Source organism: Pseudomonas oryzihabitans (assembly GCF_006384975.1).
Lineage (GTDB): Bacteria > Pseudomonadota > Gammaproteobacteria > Pseudomonadales > Pseudomonadaceae > Chryseomonas > Chryseomonas psychrotolerans_B.
Map to the genome: position 1 here is coordinate 1,876,293 of NZ_CP021645.1, position 16,095 is coordinate 1,892,387.

General features: G+C 63.2%; 14 protein-coding genes and 1 tRNA gene. 2 read left to right on the plus strand and 13 right to left on the minus strand.

Translation table 11 applies throughout. The annotated features are described in order from the left end of the window. Positions 1 to 43: 43 nt before the first annotated feature. The 8 genes from CCZ28_RS08230 to CCZ28_RS08265 all read right to left on the minus strand — a co-directional run bounded on the left by CCZ28_RS08230 (position 44) and on the right by CCZ28_RS08265 (position 6,959). A complete protein-coding gene (locus CCZ28_RS08230; protein WP_140217391.1) occupies positions 44 to 892 on the minus strand; it encodes a glycosyltransferase family 2 protein in 849 nt (282 codons plus the stop codon). 13 nt (positions 893 to 905) lie between these two features. Continuing rightward, positions 906 to 1,262, minus strand: coding sequence for an SMR family transporter (locus tag CCZ28_RS08235; RefSeq protein WP_058761573.1), 357 nt, complete (start codon positions 1,260 to 1,262; stop codon positions 906 to 908). Then, complete coding sequence (locus CCZ28_RS08240) at positions 1,259 to 2,092, minus strand: sugar phosphate isomerase/epimerase family protein (protein ID WP_140217392.1); 834 nt, start codon at positions 2,090 to 2,092, stop codon at positions 1,259 to 1,261. Before CCZ28_RS08240 ends, CCZ28_RS08235 begins: the two co-directional genes overlap by 4 nt. Beyond that, positions 2,092 to 2,880, minus strand: coding sequence for an NAD(P)-dependent oxidoreductase (locus CCZ28_RS08245; protein WP_140217393.1), 789 nt, complete (start codon positions 2,878 to 2,880; stop codon positions 2,092 to 2,094). The genes CCZ28_RS08240 and CCZ28_RS08245 overlap by 1 nt, the downstream gene beginning before the upstream one ends. A 5-nt stretch (positions 2,881 to 2,885) precedes the next feature. Beyond that, positions 2,886 to 4,517 (minus strand): hypothetical protein, encoded by a 1,632-nt coding sequence (locus CCZ28_RS08250; protein WP_140217394.1) that lies wholly within the window; start codon positions 4,515 to 4,517, stop codon positions 2,886 to 2,888. Further along, on the minus strand, positions 4,498 to 5,601 hold the full coding sequence (locus CCZ28_RS08255) for an FAD-dependent oxidoreductase (RefSeq protein WP_140217395.1): 1,104 nt from the start codon (positions 5,599 to 5,601) through the stop codon (positions 4,498 to 4,500). Before CCZ28_RS08255 ends, CCZ28_RS08250 begins: the two co-directional genes overlap by 20 nt. An 8-nt stretch (positions 5,602 to 5,609) precedes the next feature. Further along, positions 5,610 to 6,629 carry a glycosyltransferase gene (locus CCZ28_RS08260; protein ID WP_140217396.1) on the minus strand — a complete coding sequence of 340 codons (1,020 nt, stop codon included), beginning with the start codon at positions 6,627 to 6,629 and terminating at the stop codon, positions 5,610 to 5,612. A gap of 253 nt (positions 6,630 to 6,882) precedes the next feature. Then, a tRNA-Arg gene (locus CCZ28_RS08265) sits at positions 6,883 to 6,959 on the minus strand. A 259-nt stretch (positions 6,960 to 7,218) separates the two neighbouring features. Here CCZ28_RS08265 and CCZ28_RS08270 point away from each other — a divergent pair. After that, positions 7,219 to 7,533, plus strand: coding sequence for an Arc family DNA-binding protein (locus CCZ28_RS08270; RefSeq protein ID WP_140217397.1), 315 nt, complete (start codon positions 7,219 to 7,221; stop codon positions 7,531 to 7,533). Between the two features lie 54 nt (positions 7,534 to 7,587). On the opposite strand, the gene mgtE is transcribed toward CCZ28_RS08270, so the two are convergent. After that, positions 7,588 to 9,033, minus strand: a complete 1,446-nt coding sequence (gene mgtE / locus CCZ28_RS08275; RefSeq protein WP_437179196.1) for a magnesium transporter — start codon at positions 9,031 to 9,033, stop codon at positions 7,588 to 7,590. A gap of 287 nt (positions 9,034 to 9,320) precedes the next feature. On the opposite strand from mgtE, the gene CCZ28_RS08280 reads away from it, so the two are divergent. Continuing rightward, positions 9,321 to 9,797 carry a DUF4124 domain-containing protein gene (locus CCZ28_RS08280; protein WP_140217398.1) on the plus strand — a complete coding sequence of 159 codons (477 nt, stop codon included), beginning with the start codon at positions 9,321 to 9,323 and terminating at the stop codon, positions 9,795 to 9,797. Between the two features lie 20 nt (positions 9,798 to 9,817). Here the strand turns inward: CCZ28_RS08280 and pheA are convergent, their stop codons facing one another. The 4 genes from pheA to mtnA all read right to left on the minus strand — a co-directional run bounded on the left by pheA (position 9,818) and on the right by mtnA (position 15,996). Continuing rightward, complete coding sequence (gene pheA / locus CCZ28_RS08285; RefSeq protein ID WP_140217399.1) at positions 9,818 to 10,912, minus strand: prephenate dehydratase; 1,095 nt, start codon at positions 10,910 to 10,912, stop codon at positions 9,818 to 9,820. Positions 10,913 to 10,914: 2 nt separating this feature from the next. Continuing rightward, positions 10,915 to 12,000: a 3-phosphoserine/phosphohydroxythreonine transaminase gene (gene serC / locus CCZ28_RS08290; protein WP_140217400.1), complete on the minus strand. Its 1,086-nt coding sequence runs from the start codon at positions 11,998 to 12,000 to the stop codon at positions 10,915 to 10,917. Next, positions 11,997 to 14,831 carry a DNA gyrase subunit A gene (gyrA, locus tag CCZ28_RS08295; RefSeq protein ID WP_140217401.1) on the minus strand — a complete coding sequence of 945 codons (2,835 nt, stop codon included), beginning with the start codon at positions 14,829 to 14,831 and terminating at the stop codon, positions 11,997 to 11,999. Before gyrA ends, serC begins: the two co-directional genes overlap by 4 nt. A 91-nt stretch (positions 14,832 to 14,922) precedes the next feature. After that, on the minus strand, positions 14,923 to 15,996 hold the full coding sequence (gene mtnA, locus CCZ28_RS08300; RefSeq protein WP_140217402.1) for an S-methyl-5-thioribose-1-phosphate isomerase: 1,074 nt from the start codon (positions 15,994 to 15,996) through the stop codon (positions 14,923 to 14,925). Positions 15,997 to 16,095 lie beyond the last annotated feature (99 nt).

The window sequence follows — 16,095 nt, forward strand, 5'->3', positions numbered from 1 at the left end:
GCCTACTCCGTCGTCTCTTGCGCACCAGGCGAGCGCGACGGACTTAGCTTCGTCGTTGCGCTGCCAGCTGGGCGTCCTCGCCCAGGCGTGGATTGTAATGGCCTGCACAGGCCTTCATCAGTACCTGTAGCACCGAAAGATTACCTCTTACGCTGCTGATCTTGGTGGGTACCTCGCCCTTCGGATAGCGTCTCACCGTGGGGAGTTCCACGCAGCGGTAACCCAATTTCGGCACGCGATAGGACAGATAGGCCAGCAACTCGTAGGTAGTGAATTCATCGCGGAACGGCGCGACCCGCGGATCCAGCAGCATGGCCCGGCTGTAGGCGCGAAAACCCTGGGTGGTATCCGTCCAGTGGAAACCCGAGGCCAGGCTCAGCATGGGCGCATGGATGAAGCGAATGGCGAAGTCGCGGGACTTGGGCGTGTTCTCCGCCACGCCACCGGCGAGGAAACGCGAGGCCTGGACGAAGTCGTAGCCCTGCTCGATGGCTTCGATGAAGCGCGGGATGGCGTCCGGATCGTCCTTGTCATTGCCATCGATGGTCACGATCGCGGTGTAGCCCTCATCGAGCACGAAGGCGTAGGCGCAGCGCAGCTGAGCACTGAGTTTGCCGGGTGCCGTCTTGACCAGCAGCCCGCGAACGCCCAGCTCTTGCAGCCGTTGCGGCTCCAGAGAGCCATCGGTACTGCCGCCGTCGATGATGATGACATCGGCGATATCGGCGATCTTCAACGCCGCCATGCGTCGCAGCAGGCTGAGGATACGCTCGCCTTCGTTGATGACTGGAATCACCACGCAATGCGGGCGGCTGCGGCCGTTCCAGAAGGTCGTCGTGTAGCTGGGTACCTGCCAGAGGGCACGCTCGGCGGTGGGAATTGCAGTAGTCATAGATCCTCCAGGGTCAACCGACACGGGCCGTGATGAGGGCGACACCGGCGATGATCAGGACGATGCCTGCCGCCGTGGTCCAGGGAAAGGCTTCGCGAAAGATCGCTACCGACAGCAGCGCGACGCTGGCGATGGCCCCGGCCGTCAGTACCGGATGCGCCACGTTCAACGGCAGCTTGGCCAGGGCGGCGGCATAGAGCAGGAACGCCAGACCGTACATGAAGAGACCCAGCCAGAACGGCCAGTTGGTCAGGGCAGCCATGGGATCGGCAGGACTGGGAAAACGGCGCGGTGGCAGCATCGCCATCTTCACCAGTACGCTCGCCGAGGCATTGGAGGCGATGCCCAGGATCAGGATCAGCCATTTCATGCGGCGGTCTCCGGCAAATCACGATAGGCCCGGATGGCGACCTGTACCCCACGCTCCAGCGCGGCCAGGTTGGAGCCCTGCTTGGCCGGCAGCATCTCGATGCTGACGACCTGCTCGGGCAGCCGCCGGGTCAGGGCGAAGGCGATCCCCTCATGGTTGGTACCCCCCTCCCCCAAGGTCACCAGGTCCGGCTCGCTGGCATGGACATGGCCGATCAACTCGGCATGCTCTTCGAGCACGCGAGCGGCATCTTCCTCGTTGATGGTCAGGGCGCCGGTGTCGAGCTGCATGCGGATCGCCGGATGAGCCACCGCTCGCACCACCGCCGCGGTGGAATCGCTGTCGATCATGAAATTGGCGCCATAGCGTGGCGGATTGGGCTCCAGGCAGATGAGTACCCCATGGGTAGCGGCGACATCGCCCAGGCGCAGGAAGAACTCGCGGGCCTGCGCCAGCGCCTGGTCATCGCTCAAACCCGAGCGGTCACGATTGCGCGGCGAGCCGAACACCAGCCGAGTAGCGCCTAGCCCTTCGGCGACCCGGCAGACGCCTTCCAGTTGGGCGAGCAACGCCTGCTGGACGTCCCCGTCACCGAAGACATTGAGCCCGGTCGTACCGAACAGCAGTGCCTGCATGCCGGTGATCTCGATGCCTCGGGCTTGCCACTGTTGGCGTACCGTCTGGATCTCCTGGGTCGTGGCCACCTTGGGATCGGCGAAGTACTTGCCGGGGGCGATATCGATGGCATCCACCCGATACTGCTGCAGGATCTCGGCGACCATGGCGTCGTCGGGGACGTCCCAGGCGATATTGGAAATGGCGATGCGCATCACTGCCCCTCCGCCTTGATCACCGGAGGTTCCGACTGCGCATAGGCGCGCACCGCCAGCAGGGTGTCGCGGGCGCTGTACTGGTAGCCGTCGCGGCCGCCGAAGACTGCCGCGTGGACACTGCGGAAATCGTAGCGCGCCGGGGTGCCTTCCAGGGTATTGCCGAAGTCCCGGCCGAAGCCCAGGCGGGCGATGTCCGCCACGCTGATGGGTTCGGCGGTCAGGTGGACGAGCTCCAGGCCGGCCGCCTGGGCGGTCTGGATGTCGTAGCCGAGATTGACCATGGGGTAGAACTGGAAGACGCCGCGGCTTTCCACCGCCTGCAGGTTGTTGTCGTTGAGCAGATCGTAGATCACGTTCTTGCGCAGCCCCGGCCCGACCAGGCCGGGCAAGCGAACGATCAGCGCCTTGGCGAAGTGCTCGCGCACGAACCGCTCCAGACGATAGCGATTGGCGCCGTAGGCATGCAGGCCCTCTTCGTCCACCGCCGTGTTTTCATCCACGCCGATCGGCTGCTTGAACACATCCACGGTGCTGATCAGCACGAAGGAGTCACACTCGATACGCGAGAGATGGCTGATCAGCCCATCGATCTTCTGGCGATCGGCCGCGGGATCGCGGTTGGCGATCCACTTCTGCGCCGGCGCACCCGCGCAGATCACCTGGCCATAGGGCCGATCACCGATCTGCTCGATGTTGGTGGAGCGGAACAGTGCACCGAAGGCCTTCTGCTTGAGCAGCGTCGACCCTACGAAGCCGCTGTACCCTATCAATGCGTCGGTCTTCATGTTGCTCACCCCTTGGTCTTGAATCTCAGGCAATAGTCCGGTTGGCACTCCTCGACGGGATAATGGGCGTCCAGGTAGGCCTTGAGTCGTGGAAACTTGTCGTGCATGGAGAGGTTGTTCAGGTTGAATGACCAGAACGTCGTCGAATACACCACCGCCGGTGGATCAGCGCGCTGCAGGTCGCTGAGCAGGTCCGCTTCGTAAGGCGGCGTGGCATACACCGGATAGATGTACTTGGTGCAGGCCGGCAGATCCGTCACGCCGTTGATCACGCCGTTGTTGGCGAGGTCGAACACGCACTGGGCATGGCTCTCGAGCAGGCGCCGTGCGGCCCATTGCACGCCGGGCGTGGCCAAGGCGGCATCGTCAGGCATGGCGGACAGCTCCGGCACCCAGGCCAGTCCCTGGGACCAGACGCGCTCGACCGGCGACTTGTAGAGATTAAAGGCGGCCAACAGCAGCACCAGCGCTGCCAGCGCCGGTACCAGCAGGCGCTGGGTGAACGCCAGCAGCGCCCCCACCAGCAGCACGGCGAAGAAGGGGGAAGGATTGAGCCCTACCAGGCCGAGCAAGATCGCCGCTGCGACACAGGCGAAAGCCGCCCGGGGATGAGCCGCGAGATCCCAGCCGCCGCTGCGCGCCAGGCGCTGACGGCGGGCGGCATAGAGCAAACTCAGCAGCGGCACCCAGAAACCCATCTGGATATGCTGGAAGTCCGCCCGGTTGACGCCGATCTTGAAGAAGATGACCAGCAGTACGGCGAGGGCGCCAATCAGCGGCAAATCTTCATTCCAGCGCCACGGCCAAGGCAGGCAGCGGATCAGGGCGAAGCCCGCCAGCGCCGTGGGCACCGCCAGCAACAAGCTCAGGGCGAGCGGTCGGGCGCTCAGGCCGTAGCCCCACTGGGACGAGGTTTCGAGCAGGAAGGTCAGATTCTTGACGTAGTCGGTCAGGGCGAAGAAATCGGTCCCGAGACCAAGCCAGGCGACGGTCGCCAGAAAGCTCAGGATCGATAGCGCATGCCGCCGCTGCAGTAGCAGCGCGAGCAGCACGGCCGAGCCGATCGCCAGCACCCCGGCGATGCCGCGATCATAGGACCAGAACACATTGAAGCCCGCCGCCAGGCCCAGCAGCAGCTCACAGACCAGCCGTCCGGCCGTGGTCTCCACCTTGCGATGCAGGCAGAACAGGAACAGGGACAGCAGCAGGAACAGATCGCGGTAGCCCACCACCTGAGTGGCCAACGCCCCCACTGCCACCAGCAGGATCAGCCGGGCGCGGCCCTTCGGCAACGGGCAGAGCAAGACGGCCGTTGACCACAGCAGCAGGGCTGCGAAGGTATTGCACAGGCCATAGAGGATCTGCGTCACCAGAAAGGTGTGCTGGGCGCCGAACCAGGTCTGGGCCAGCCAGACCGGCACGAAGTCCAGCCCACCGTGAATGGTGAAGGCATGCTCGCCCGGCTGGCTATGCAGCAAGGTCGGCAGGGTCGCGAAATACTCCCCCTGATGGAAGGGATCGAGAATGACGCCCTTGCCGAACAGGAAGAAGTTGATGACGGAAAAAACCAGAACGGTGATGAAGCCGGCGCTGCCGGACGCCCCCCTGGGCGCCGCGTCAATGGAAGGGTTCGGCATCGAGGCGCTCCAGAGCATCGAAAATGTTATCGATCTTGCCGCCCAGCATCGAATAGCAACCGGGCAGTTCGGTATGCTGCTCGAAGAGAATGGGACGGCCGTCGTCACCCTCGTTCTTCATCAGGATGGTCTTCACCTCGAACAGCGAATCCCGGTACTCCACCCGAGCCGCATCCGCCATGTAGCGCGCCACGTCGCGGACCATCCAGTCCGCACGGGAAGCGCGATCGTAGTCGTCGAGGCGGGCGTAGGGATCGGTACCGTTGGCGTCTTCCCAGTTCATATGCGGGGTGTAGCGCACGTGCGACAGGGTATGCAGGCCCCGCGCCGGGAAGGGCATCATCGAGAAGAACGGACCGTCCATCACCGTGACACCGAGGTTACGCAGCTCCGGCGGCATCTCGACCAGCGCCATCTCGGTGATTTCGTGTCGCAAGCGCGTGGTCGTACCGGGGAAGTCCCCGGTGTACTGGTTGAGGCCGCTATAGGTGCAATTGAACAGATAGCGGCACTGCATTTCCTGCTGCCCCGCGTCCCCCACGACCTCGACGCTCAAGCCACCCGACGTACCGTGAATCGCGGTGACCCTGCTGTTGAACAGCAACTCGACCCCGACCGCATCGAGTTCGCGACTCACCTCGCCGGCAAGCACGGCGGAATTGAAGGCGTACTCTTCGGTGAGATAAACCGCCTCGATGAGACGGTTGTCGAAGAGTCGGGAAAACTCTTCGGGAGCCGGCTGTAGAGAGGCTTCGATACCTTGGCAGAAGCGCTCGAACTGCTTGGCGGTCACCTTCGAGTTGTTGCGGGCGATGGCATACAACTTGGTGAAATCCCGCACCACGACATCAGGATAATCACGCAGGAATCTCGGCAAGTTAACGCGACTGCGAAAGGCGGTGACGAAACTACGCGGATAGTGATAACCGTTATGGACACGGGCCTGATTGTGATAGGAAGCACGCTTCAGCAAGCCGTCTTCCCGCTCTATCAAGGTGACCTTGGCGAAGCCCCTTACCCGCATCAGATAAAGGGCCGTCATGGCGCCATAGAAGCCACCACCAATGACGATCGCATCTTTCATGATCGTCCTCAGGCTACGCCACTTTGAGTTGCCGGCCTCACACTGCCGCCCTGGACCACTTCGACATTGAGCTTGTCCCGACGCGTCATGACCGCGCTGGTGAACTCCTGGGCCACGTGATACAGCGGGCCTTCGTTGGCTCTATGGGTCAACTGCAGGACATATTCGCCCAGGACCAGCAATACCAGCGATATCAGAAAGAACATGCCGGACTGCTGTAATGAAATGGTCACCCAGCCAGGCGCCACATCATCTTTGAACAGTCCTACCGCAATGACGTAGATGGAATAGAGCAGATTCGACATGGCTCCGACGATGGACAGAAAACTGACCATCCGCATCGGCTTGCGCGTGGACGACACCAGCAAGCGCGCGCCCTTGTCGAAGTTGCCGGACAGCCGCTTGGCCCGGCTACTGCGTGGCTGCGCGCTGTATTCCAGGTTGCTGCGGGAAAACCCTGCCGTGGCCGGTAAATGTCGATAGGTCAGGGCCGGCGCCGGGTGACGCAGGATGTAGTTGATGACCTTCTTGCTGAGCATCCGGTACTGGGGGGCATCCTTGGCGAGATCCACCCCGTTGAAACGTTTGTAGAGATAGTTGAAGCCCTTGGCGGACAGGTTGTACGAAAATGTCTGGCGAACTTTCTGCCGATTGTTGGCGAACACGACGTCGGTGCCCTCGGCCGCGTGCTTGAGCATCTCCGGCAAGAAGGCGATGTCGTCCGTTTCGGGATCGATAACTACCGCGAAGTCACCCAGCGCATTTTCCAGCCCCACCCAGGCTGCCGTATCGGAATCCACTTCCTTGGTCAGGGCATATACCTGGAGATTGGGCAATCCATTGATGCTGGTCAGTTGCTTCAAGCAGGCTACGCTGTCATCAGAGGAAGCGTTATCGACGATGATAAGTTCGTAGTCACTCACCAGTGGACCGACTACAGCTGCGGCGTGCTCCAAGGCGCTTTGCAGCTCGGTTGCCTGATTACGAACGACGAACACGACTGAAAGTAGGACGGGATAAAAGGCCATGACGCGAACCTCCAGAGGCGTTCCAGATTCATGCAATGCAGACGGTTAGCCATCGGAGAGTACAGATAAATTCAGCGGGTTTATTTCTGCTGCTCTATGCTGTGATCACAGCCACAAATCGTTATTGGAAGAGCGTGGAAGTCGAACAAGGTCGCTGTTTTTACCCTATCCTTCAGAACAGCTGTAACGGTTCTGCAAGGACTAATGCATGGCGAAGGACGCAGGAAGGAAACGCGGAAGACAGAATTGAATCTGGTGTCCCAGAGTGGGGTCGAACCACCAACCTTCCCCTTAGGAGGGGGATGCTCTATCCAATTGAGCTACTGGGACAGGAAGGGCGCTCATGGTAATGGGCAGCGAGAATTTTGTCATGTTCCGGTTGAAAACGGCTCTGACAGGCCGACACTGTGCAAAAGCGGCATTATTGTGAGCCGGCTTTGCAATTTTGGCGGTACGTCGGTAAATTGACGTCAACAAAAAGTAAATCCAGGGACGGTATCGTTGCAGCGTCCAAGGTGCCCGTGATCGCTAGCGGAACGAGACGAGGGCTTACGCCTTCACTGATTTTGACTCCAGATGAAGTACCTCAATGACCCAGGCCATTAGATCCTACTCAAGCCGTACCGCTGACAAATTCGTCGTGCGTCTGCCCGAAGGCATGCGAGAGCGCATCGCGGATGTGGCCCGCAACCATCATCGCAGCATGAACTCCGAAATCATTGCGCGCCTCGAACAGAGCCTGCAGCAGGAAGGCGCCTTGGGCGACGAACCCGGGCTGCGCCTGGACAGTCCCGAGGTCACTGCCAACGAGCGAGAATTGTTGCAGCGGTTTCGCCAGCTGTCTGGTCGGCAGCAGAACGCGCTGATCTCCCTCATCGCCCACGACATCGACGCCGCTTCCTAGTGACGTCCAGGCTGCCCTGGCCCTGGGCAGCCTTTCGCCGCAGCCCCGCCTGAGCTACATCAGGAACAGGGTGGCGAGCCCCAGGAAGATGAAGAAGCCACCGCTGTCCGTCACGGCGGTGATCAGTACGCTCGACCCCATCGCCGGGTCGCGACCGAAGCGTTGCAGCGTCATGGGAATGAGTACCCCCATGAAGGCCGCGAGCAGCAGGTTCAGGGTCATAGCCCCCATCATGACCAGTCCAAGCGACCAGCTGTTGTACAGATAGAAGGCTACCAGGCCGATCACTCCACCCCAGATGACGCCATTGCACAGGGCCACGCCCATCTCCTTGCGCAACAATCTGGCGGTATTGGTGACGCTGATCTGCCCCAGCGCCATGGCTCGCACGATCATGGTGATCGCCTGATTACCCGAGTTGCCACCGATCCCAGCCACGATGGGCATGAGCGCGGCCAAGGCCACCAGTTTTTCGATCGACCCCTCGAACAGCCCGATCACCCGCGAGGCGATGAAGGCGGTGATGAGGTTGGTGGCCAGCCAGGTCCAGCGATTGCCCACCGATTTCCAGACCGAGGCGAAGACGTCTTCGTCTTCGCGCAGACCGGCCATGTTGAGGACTTCGCTTTCGCTCTCCTCGCGGATCAGGTCGACCATCTCGTCGATGGTGAGGCGCCCGATCAACTTGCCGTTCTTGTCCACCACGGGGGCGGATACCAGGTCATAGCGCTCGAACGCCTGGGCGGCATCGTAGGCGTCGCCATCCGGATGGAAGGCGACGGCCTCCTTGGCCATGACCTCGGCGACCAGCTTTTCCGGGTCGTTGACCAGCAGTCGCTTGATGGGTAGCACGCCCTTGAGAATGCTGTCGGTATCGACCACGAAGAGCTTGTCGGTGTGGTCGGGCAGTTCCTTCAGCCGGCGGAGATAGCGCAGCACCACTTCTAGGGCGACGTCATCGCGGATAGTGACCATCTCGAAGTCCATCAGGGCGCCGACCTGATCCTCGTCGTAGGACAGCGCGGAACGCACCCGCTCGCGCTGCTGGGCATCGAGCGCTTCCATGAGCTCGTGCACGACATCGCGCGGCAGATCCGGCGCCAGATCCGCGAGTTCGTCGGCATCGAGCTGACCGGCCACGGCCAGGATCTCCTGATCGTCCATGTCGGCGATCAGCGTTTCGCGAACGGCGTCCGAGACTTCGAGCAGGATCTCGCCGTCGCGCTCCGTCTTGACCAGCCCCCAGACGGTCAGGCGATCCTCTTGCGGCAAGGCCTCGAGGATGAAGGCGACGTCTGCGGGGTGCAGCTCGTCCAGCCGAGCGCGCAGTTCTTCGAGGCCTTCTTCGGGGATATCGGCGGGAGAAACCGGGCCGAGGTCCTGGGCTTCACGCGCCTCGACGGCGAGGTCGTAGCGCTCCAGCAATTCCACGACCTGGGCGAGCCGCTCTTGCAGCGTCTCGTGGGGCTTTCTGATTTCTGCTTCGTTCACTACGTTCATAGCGCACTCCGGCCTGTCGGCGGAGCGCACCGACGGACCCTATTTCAACAACGGGACGAAAACGACGATTAGGTGTTGACTGGGTAAGTCCATGAGGGGGTGACCACTGCCCCGGCGGGGCTGACGGCGGGGATGATACACCGGAGCGCTGGCGGGCGCGAAGGCAAAAGGTTTTCAAAACAGCTATTTGCAAAGGTTTCCAGGTTCCGGAAAAGCGCTCATCCGATCGTCGTCTGGCGACCAATACTTCGCTAAGCTTTAGGCAGACACGTCAGGGAGGACGTTCCATGAAGAAGTTGCTCGCGCTCGGCCTGCTGCTGGGCTGCGTTGCCGCCCAGGCCGCCACGGTCTATCGCTGCGAGGATGCCGGCGGCCGTCTCACCTTTTCCGCAACCGGCTGCGCCCTCGATAGTGCAAGCAGCCTGCAAGACGCGGACAACGCTCGTCCGGGCGGGGCCAAGCCTACCTTGATGGCCAAGCCAAGAGCCGCAGCGCGGCGAATTGCCCCGCATGCACCTACGGTAGTCGGAACCAAGGCGGATGGCTGCGGTGACCTGCTCACCGCCAGCGAAAGGCGCCAGGCGATCATTCGCGGGCAGGTCAAGGCCGGCATGAGCCGAGCGGATGTGGAGAACGCCTTGGGCCAGCCACGGCGGATTTCGCAGCTGGATACGGTCACCCGCTATCACTACGACGCACGCAACCGGCAGGAGCGCGCACGACTCGTCACCTTCGACGAGAACGGCTGCGTGCGTCGACGCTGACGCACGCAGTCGCGCCTAAGTCAAAGCACGGCGCGCGGATAGGAACCTAACACCTTCAACGCCACGGCGCTGCTGGACAGCCGCTCCAGCACGTCGCGGATCAGCGGATCGGCCTGGTGACCGACGAAATCGATGAAGAAGACATAGGTCCACTTGCCACTGCGCGAGGGCCGCGTCTCGATCCGGCTCAGATCGATGTTGTTGGCGTGGAACGGCAGCAGCAGCTCGTGCAGGGCACCGGGCTTGTTCTGCATGGAGACGATGATGGAGGTCTTGTCGTCGCCACTGGGCGGCACGTCCTGGTTGCCGATGATGAGGAAGCGGGTGGAGTTGTCCGGCCGGTCCTCGATCTTCTGCTGTACCGGGGTCAGCCCATAGAGCGAGGCCGCCATGTCACCGGCGATGGCCGCGCTATTCCACTCCCCTTTCACCCGCCGCGCCGCCTCGGCATTGCTGGCCACCGCCACCCGCTCGACGCTGGGGTAGTAGGAGTCCAGCCACTTGCGGCACTGCGCCAGGGACTGGGCATGGGAATAGATGCGGGTGATGCTGTCGGCCTTGGTGTTCTCGCCGATCAGCAGGTGGTGGTGGATACGCAGTTCCACCTCGCCACAGATCGACAGGTTGTGTTCGAGGAAGCTGTCCAGGGTGTGGTTGACCGCACCCTCCGTGGAGTTTTCCACCGGCACCACGCCGAACTGGGAAGCGCCAGCAGCGACCTCGCGGAACACCTCATCGATGGCCGCCATCGGCCGCGTGACCACGGCCTTGCCAAAGTGCTTGAGCGCGGCAGCCTGGGAGAAGGTACCTTCCGGGCCGAGGTAGGCGACGTGCAGCGGCTCTTCCAGGGCCAGGCAGCAGGACATGATCTCGCGGAACAGCCGCGCCATGTCTTCGTTGCCCACCGGGCCAGCGTTGCGCTCCATCACCCGCTTGAGCACCTGGGCCTCGCGCTCGGGTCGATAGAACACGGGCTTCTCGCCCTCCGCCAGCGTCTTCATCTTGACTCGCGCCACGTCCTGGGCGCAGCGGGCGCGCTCGCTGATCAGCTCCTGGATGCGCTCGTCCAGGCTGTCGATGCGCAGGCGCAGGGCCTTGAGCTCGTGTTCCGACATGGTTAGCCGTGCTCCTTCTCGAATTCGGCCAGGTAGGTCACCAGGGCCTGGACGGCCTCTAGGGTAACGGCGTTGTAGATGGAGGCACGCATGCCGCCCACCGAACGATGCCCTTGCAGGTACAGCAGGCCACGCTCGTCGGCGCCCTTGAGGAAAGCCTTGTCCAGGCGCTCGTCGGCCAGGCGGAAGGGCACGTTCATCCAGGAGCGATCATTCTTGGCGATGGGATTGCTGTAGAAGTCGCTGCCATCGATGAAGCCGTACAGCAGGTCCTTCTTCTGGCGATTCAGGCGCTCCATGGCGGGTAGGCCACCCTGCTCCTTGAGCCACTTGAAGACCAGGCCCGAGAGGTACCAGGAGAAGGTCGCCGGGGTGTTGTACATGGAGCCGTTGTCGGCCTCGACCTTATAATCGAGCAGCGTCGGGCAGGCGACGCGGGCGCGACCCAGCAGGTCTTCGCGGACGATCACCACCACCAGACCGCTGGGCCCGATGTTCTTCTGGGCGCCAGCGTAGATCAGGCCGAAGCGCGAAACGTCCAGCGGACGCGACAGGATGTCGGAAGAGGCATCCGCCACCAGGGGCACGTCGCCGACTTCCGGAATCCAGTCGAACTCCAGGCCGCCGATGGTCTCGTTGGGCGTGTAGTGGACGTAGGCAGCGTCCTTGGACAGCTGCCATTCGTTCTGCCCGGGAATGGCGAAGTAGTCGTACTGCTTGGCACTCGCCGCGACGTTGACGGCGCCGTAATGCTGCGCCTGCTCGATGGCCTTGCGCGACCAGATGCCGGTATCGATGTAGTCGGCCTTGCCGCCCTCGGGCATCAGGTTCATCGCCAGCTGGGCGAATTGCAGGCTGGCGCCGCCCTGCAGGAACAGCACCTTGTAGTTGTTGGGGATGACCAGCAGCTCGCGCAGGTCGGCCTCGGCCTGAGCGGAGATGGCGGTGAAGTCCTCACCGCGGTGACTCATCTCCATCACCGACAGGCCTCGCCCCTGCCAATCCAGCAGATCGGCCTGGGCCTGGCGCAGCACAGCTTCGGGCAGGGCCGCCGGACCGGCGCAGAAGTTGTAGGCACGCTTGCTCATCGCTCGTCATCCTCGTCGGGAAGGTCATCGCTCGGCACGTCGCTGGCGCCGGGCAGCACGTCATCTTGATCCGGTTCGTGGCTGTCGACCGGCAGTTCCTTGTCGAGCACCTCGTCGCCGAGTTCGGCTTCGTGGTCCAGCAGCTCTTCGTCCACCGAAGGCTCCTGCACCCGCTCCAGGCCCACCAGCTTCTCGCCTTTGCCGAGCTTGATCAAGGTCACGCCCTGGGTGTTACGACCAGTCCGGGAGATACCCTCGACCGGCGTCCGCACCAGGGTGCCCTGGTCGGAGATCAGCATGATTTCCTCGCCGTCCAACACCTGGATGGCGCCGATCAAGGGACCGTTACGCTCGTTGATGACCATGGCGATCACGCCCTGGCCACCGCGACCGCGCTGCGGGTATTCGGCCATGGCGGTACGCTTGCCGAAGCCGTTGAGGCTGGCGGTGAGGATCTCGGCGCCCGGCTCGGGGATCAGCATGGAGATCAGGCGCTGGCCTTCGGCCAGACGCATGCCGCGCACGCCGCGGGCGGTACGGCCCATGGTGCGCACGTGACGCTCCTTGAAACGGATGACCTTGCCGCCATCGGAGAACAGCATGACCTCACGGGCGCCATCGGTGATGGCGGCGGCGATCAGGCTGTCGCCCTCTTCCAGTTTCAGCGCGATCAGGCCGTTGCTGCGCGGACGGCTGAATTGCACCAGCGGAGTCTTCTTCACGGTACCGTTGCGGGTAGCCATGAAGATGTAGGCACCGGTGGGCTCGTCCTGGCCGGCGTCGAGAACCTCGCCCTCCTCGCCTTCGCTCTCGACGTCGTCTTCCACCAGCACGGCGTCTTCGATGTCCAGGTTGTCGTCCTGCTCGCCCAGATCCTCCTCACCGATAGGCGCCTGCTGGCGCACGGCTTCCAGGTCGACCGGCAGCATGGCGGTGATGCGCTCGCCTTCGGCCAGCGGCAGGAGGTTCACCAGCGGACGGCCACGGGCGGCGCGGGAGGCCTCGGGGATCTCGTAGGTACGCTTCCAGTAGACCTTGCCCAGGCTGGAGAACAGCAGCAGGGTGGTATGGCTGTTGGCGACCAGCAGGTGTTCGATGTAGTCCTCGTCCTTGACCGCCGAGGCCGAGCGGCCGCGACCGCCACGGCGCTGCGCCTGGTAGGCGTGCAGCGGCTGGGACTTGGCGTAGCCGCCATGGGAGATGGTGACGACGCGGTCTTCCTCGGTGATGAGGTCGGCGATGGTCAGGTCCACCTGGGAGGCGACGATCTCGGTACGACGCTTGTCGCCGAACTCGGCCTTGACCTTTTCCAGCTCTTCGCGGATGACTTCCATCAGCCGCTCGGGGTTGGTGAGGATGCGGATCAGCTCGCCGATCTGCTGCAGGATCTCCTGGTACTCGGCGATGAGCTTCTCGTGCTCCAGGCCGGTCAGGCGGTGCAGACGCAGATCCAGGATGGCCTGGGCCTGTTCGGGCGAGAGGTGATACTTGCCCTCGTGCAGGCCGTATTGCTCGGGCAGGTCGTCCGGCCGGCAGGAATCGGCACCGGCGCGCTCGACCATCTCGCGTACCGCGCTGGACTCCCAGGGCGTGGCGATCAGGCGCTCCTTGGCTTCGGCCGGGGTCGGCGAAGTCTTGATCAGCTCGATGACCGGATCGATGTTGGACAGGGCGACCGCCTGGCCTTCGAGGATGTGGCCACGCTCGCGCGCCTTGCGCAGTTCGTAGACGGTCCGCCGGGTCACCACTTCGCGACGGTGGCGAATGAAGGCTTCCAGCAGCTCCTTGAGGTTCAGGGTGCGCGGCTGGCCGTCGAGCAGGGCCACCACGTTGATGCCGAACACCGTCTGCAGCTGGGTCTGGGCGTAGAGGTTGTTGAGCACCACCTCGGGAGTCTCGCCACGACGCAACTCGATGACCACGCGCATGCCGTCCTTGTCGGACTCGTCGCGCAGCTCGGTTATGCCTTCGATCTTCTTCTCTTTCACCAGCTCGGCGATCTTCTCGATCAGCCGCGCCTTGTTGAGCTGGTAGGGCAGCTCGGTGATGACGATCTGCTGGCGATTGGCGCTCTTGTCGATGTCCTCGACCTCGGCGCGAGCCCGCACATAGATGCGGCCACGACCGGTGCGATAGGCCTCGATGATGCCGGCGCGACCGTTGATGATGCCTGCGGTCGGGAAGTCCGGACCGGGGATGTACTGCATCAGGTCGTCGACGGTCAGCTCGCTGTTCTCGATCAGCGCCAGGCAGCCATCGATCACCTCACCCAGGTTGTGCGGCGGGATGTTGGTGGCCATGCCGACCGCGATACCGCTGGAGCCGTTGACCAGCAGGTTGGGAATGCGCGTGGGCATCACCGCCGGGATCTGCTCGGTGCCGTCGTAGTTGGGCACCCAGTCGACGGTTTCCTTGTCCAGGTCGGCCAGCAGTTCGTGGGCGAGCTTGGACATCCGCACTTCGGTGTAACGCATGGCGGCGGCGTTGTCGCCGTCGACCGAACCGAAGTTGCCCTGGCCGTCCACCAGCATGTAGCGCAGCGAGAAGGGCTGCGCCATCCGTACGATGGTGTCGTAGACGGCGGTATCGCCGTGGGGGTGGTATTTACCGATGACGTCACCCACCACACGGGCGGATTTCTTGTACGGCTTGTTCCAGTCGTTGCCCAGTTCGCTCATGGCGTAGAGCACGCGCCGGTGCACCGGCTTGAGACCGTCGCGTACATCCGGCAGAGCCCGGCCGACGATGACGCTCATCGCGTAGTCGAGATACGACTGTCGCAGTTCGTCTTCGATATTGACCGGGAGGATTTCTTTGGCCAGTTCACCCATGAGAAGCCTGGTTCCTTCTGATCTGAGAAGCGCTATGCAAAGAGCGAAATTCTAACACATTCAGGCACGTATCCGCCGCTTGCGGATCGCCTCAATGCAGGCGTCGGCGATTCATCAACTCGGCCATCTTCTTGGCGTCCGGCCGCTCCACCACCCCGCGCTCGGTGACGATGGCGTCGATGAGATCCGCGGGCGTCACATCGAACACCGGATTGAAAGCCTCTACCTCGGCGGCGAAACGCTTACCGCCAACCTCCAGCAACTCGTGACCGGCGCGCTCCTCAATGGGGATGTCATCGCCCGAGGCGAGGGTCATGTCGATGGTGGAACTGGGCGCCACCACCATGAAACGCACCCCATGGTGCATGGCGATGACCGCCAGGTTGTAGGTACCGATCTTGTTGGCCACGTCACCATTGGCGGTGATGCGATCGGCGCCGACGATCACCCAGGCGACGTTGCGCGTCTTCATCAGATGCGCCGCGGCCGCGTCGGCGTTGAGGCTGACGGGAATCCCCTCCCCGGCCAGCTCCCAGGCGGTCAGCCGCGAGCCCTGCAGCCAGGGGCGGGTCTCGTCGGCATGGACGCATTCCACCAGGCCGTCCAGATGAGCGGCGCGCAGCACGCCCAGCGCGGTGCCGAAGCCACCGGTGGCCAGGGCGCCGGTATTGCAGTGAGTAAGGAAGGTCTGCTTGCTGGCGTCGTGCTTGCGGATCAGCTCGACGCCGAGCTGGGCCATGGTCAGGTTGGCTTCGCGATCACTCTGATGGATGGCTACGGCCTCCGCCTCGAGCGCCGCCAGGGCGCCTGCGCCGGAAGAACGTGCCAGTCGCTCACGCATGCGGTTGAGGGCCCAGAACAGATTGACCGCGGTGGGACGCGAGGCGGCCAGCAAGTCGAAATCGGCGGTCAGGGTCTCTTCCCAGTCCTCACCCGCTGCGGCACGCTGGCGGGCCCCCAGGACCACGCCATAGGCCGCACTGATGCCGATGGCCGGGGCACCGCGTACCAGCATGTCGCGGATGGCCTGGGCCACCTCGGCGGCGCTGTGACAGGCGACCCAGTGTTCGCGCAGCGGCAACAGGCGCTGGTCGAGCAGGTGCAGGGCACCGTCCCGCCAGTCGATCGCCTTGACCTTCTCCGCCGCCAGCAGACGCTCTCGCATGATCTCTCCTCGACCTGAATCTGTAGCCCGCCAGTATACCGGCATCGGCGCGCGGATTTAGCGGTAGCGCCGCAAGGACCGCTATACTGCCGGTTCGCA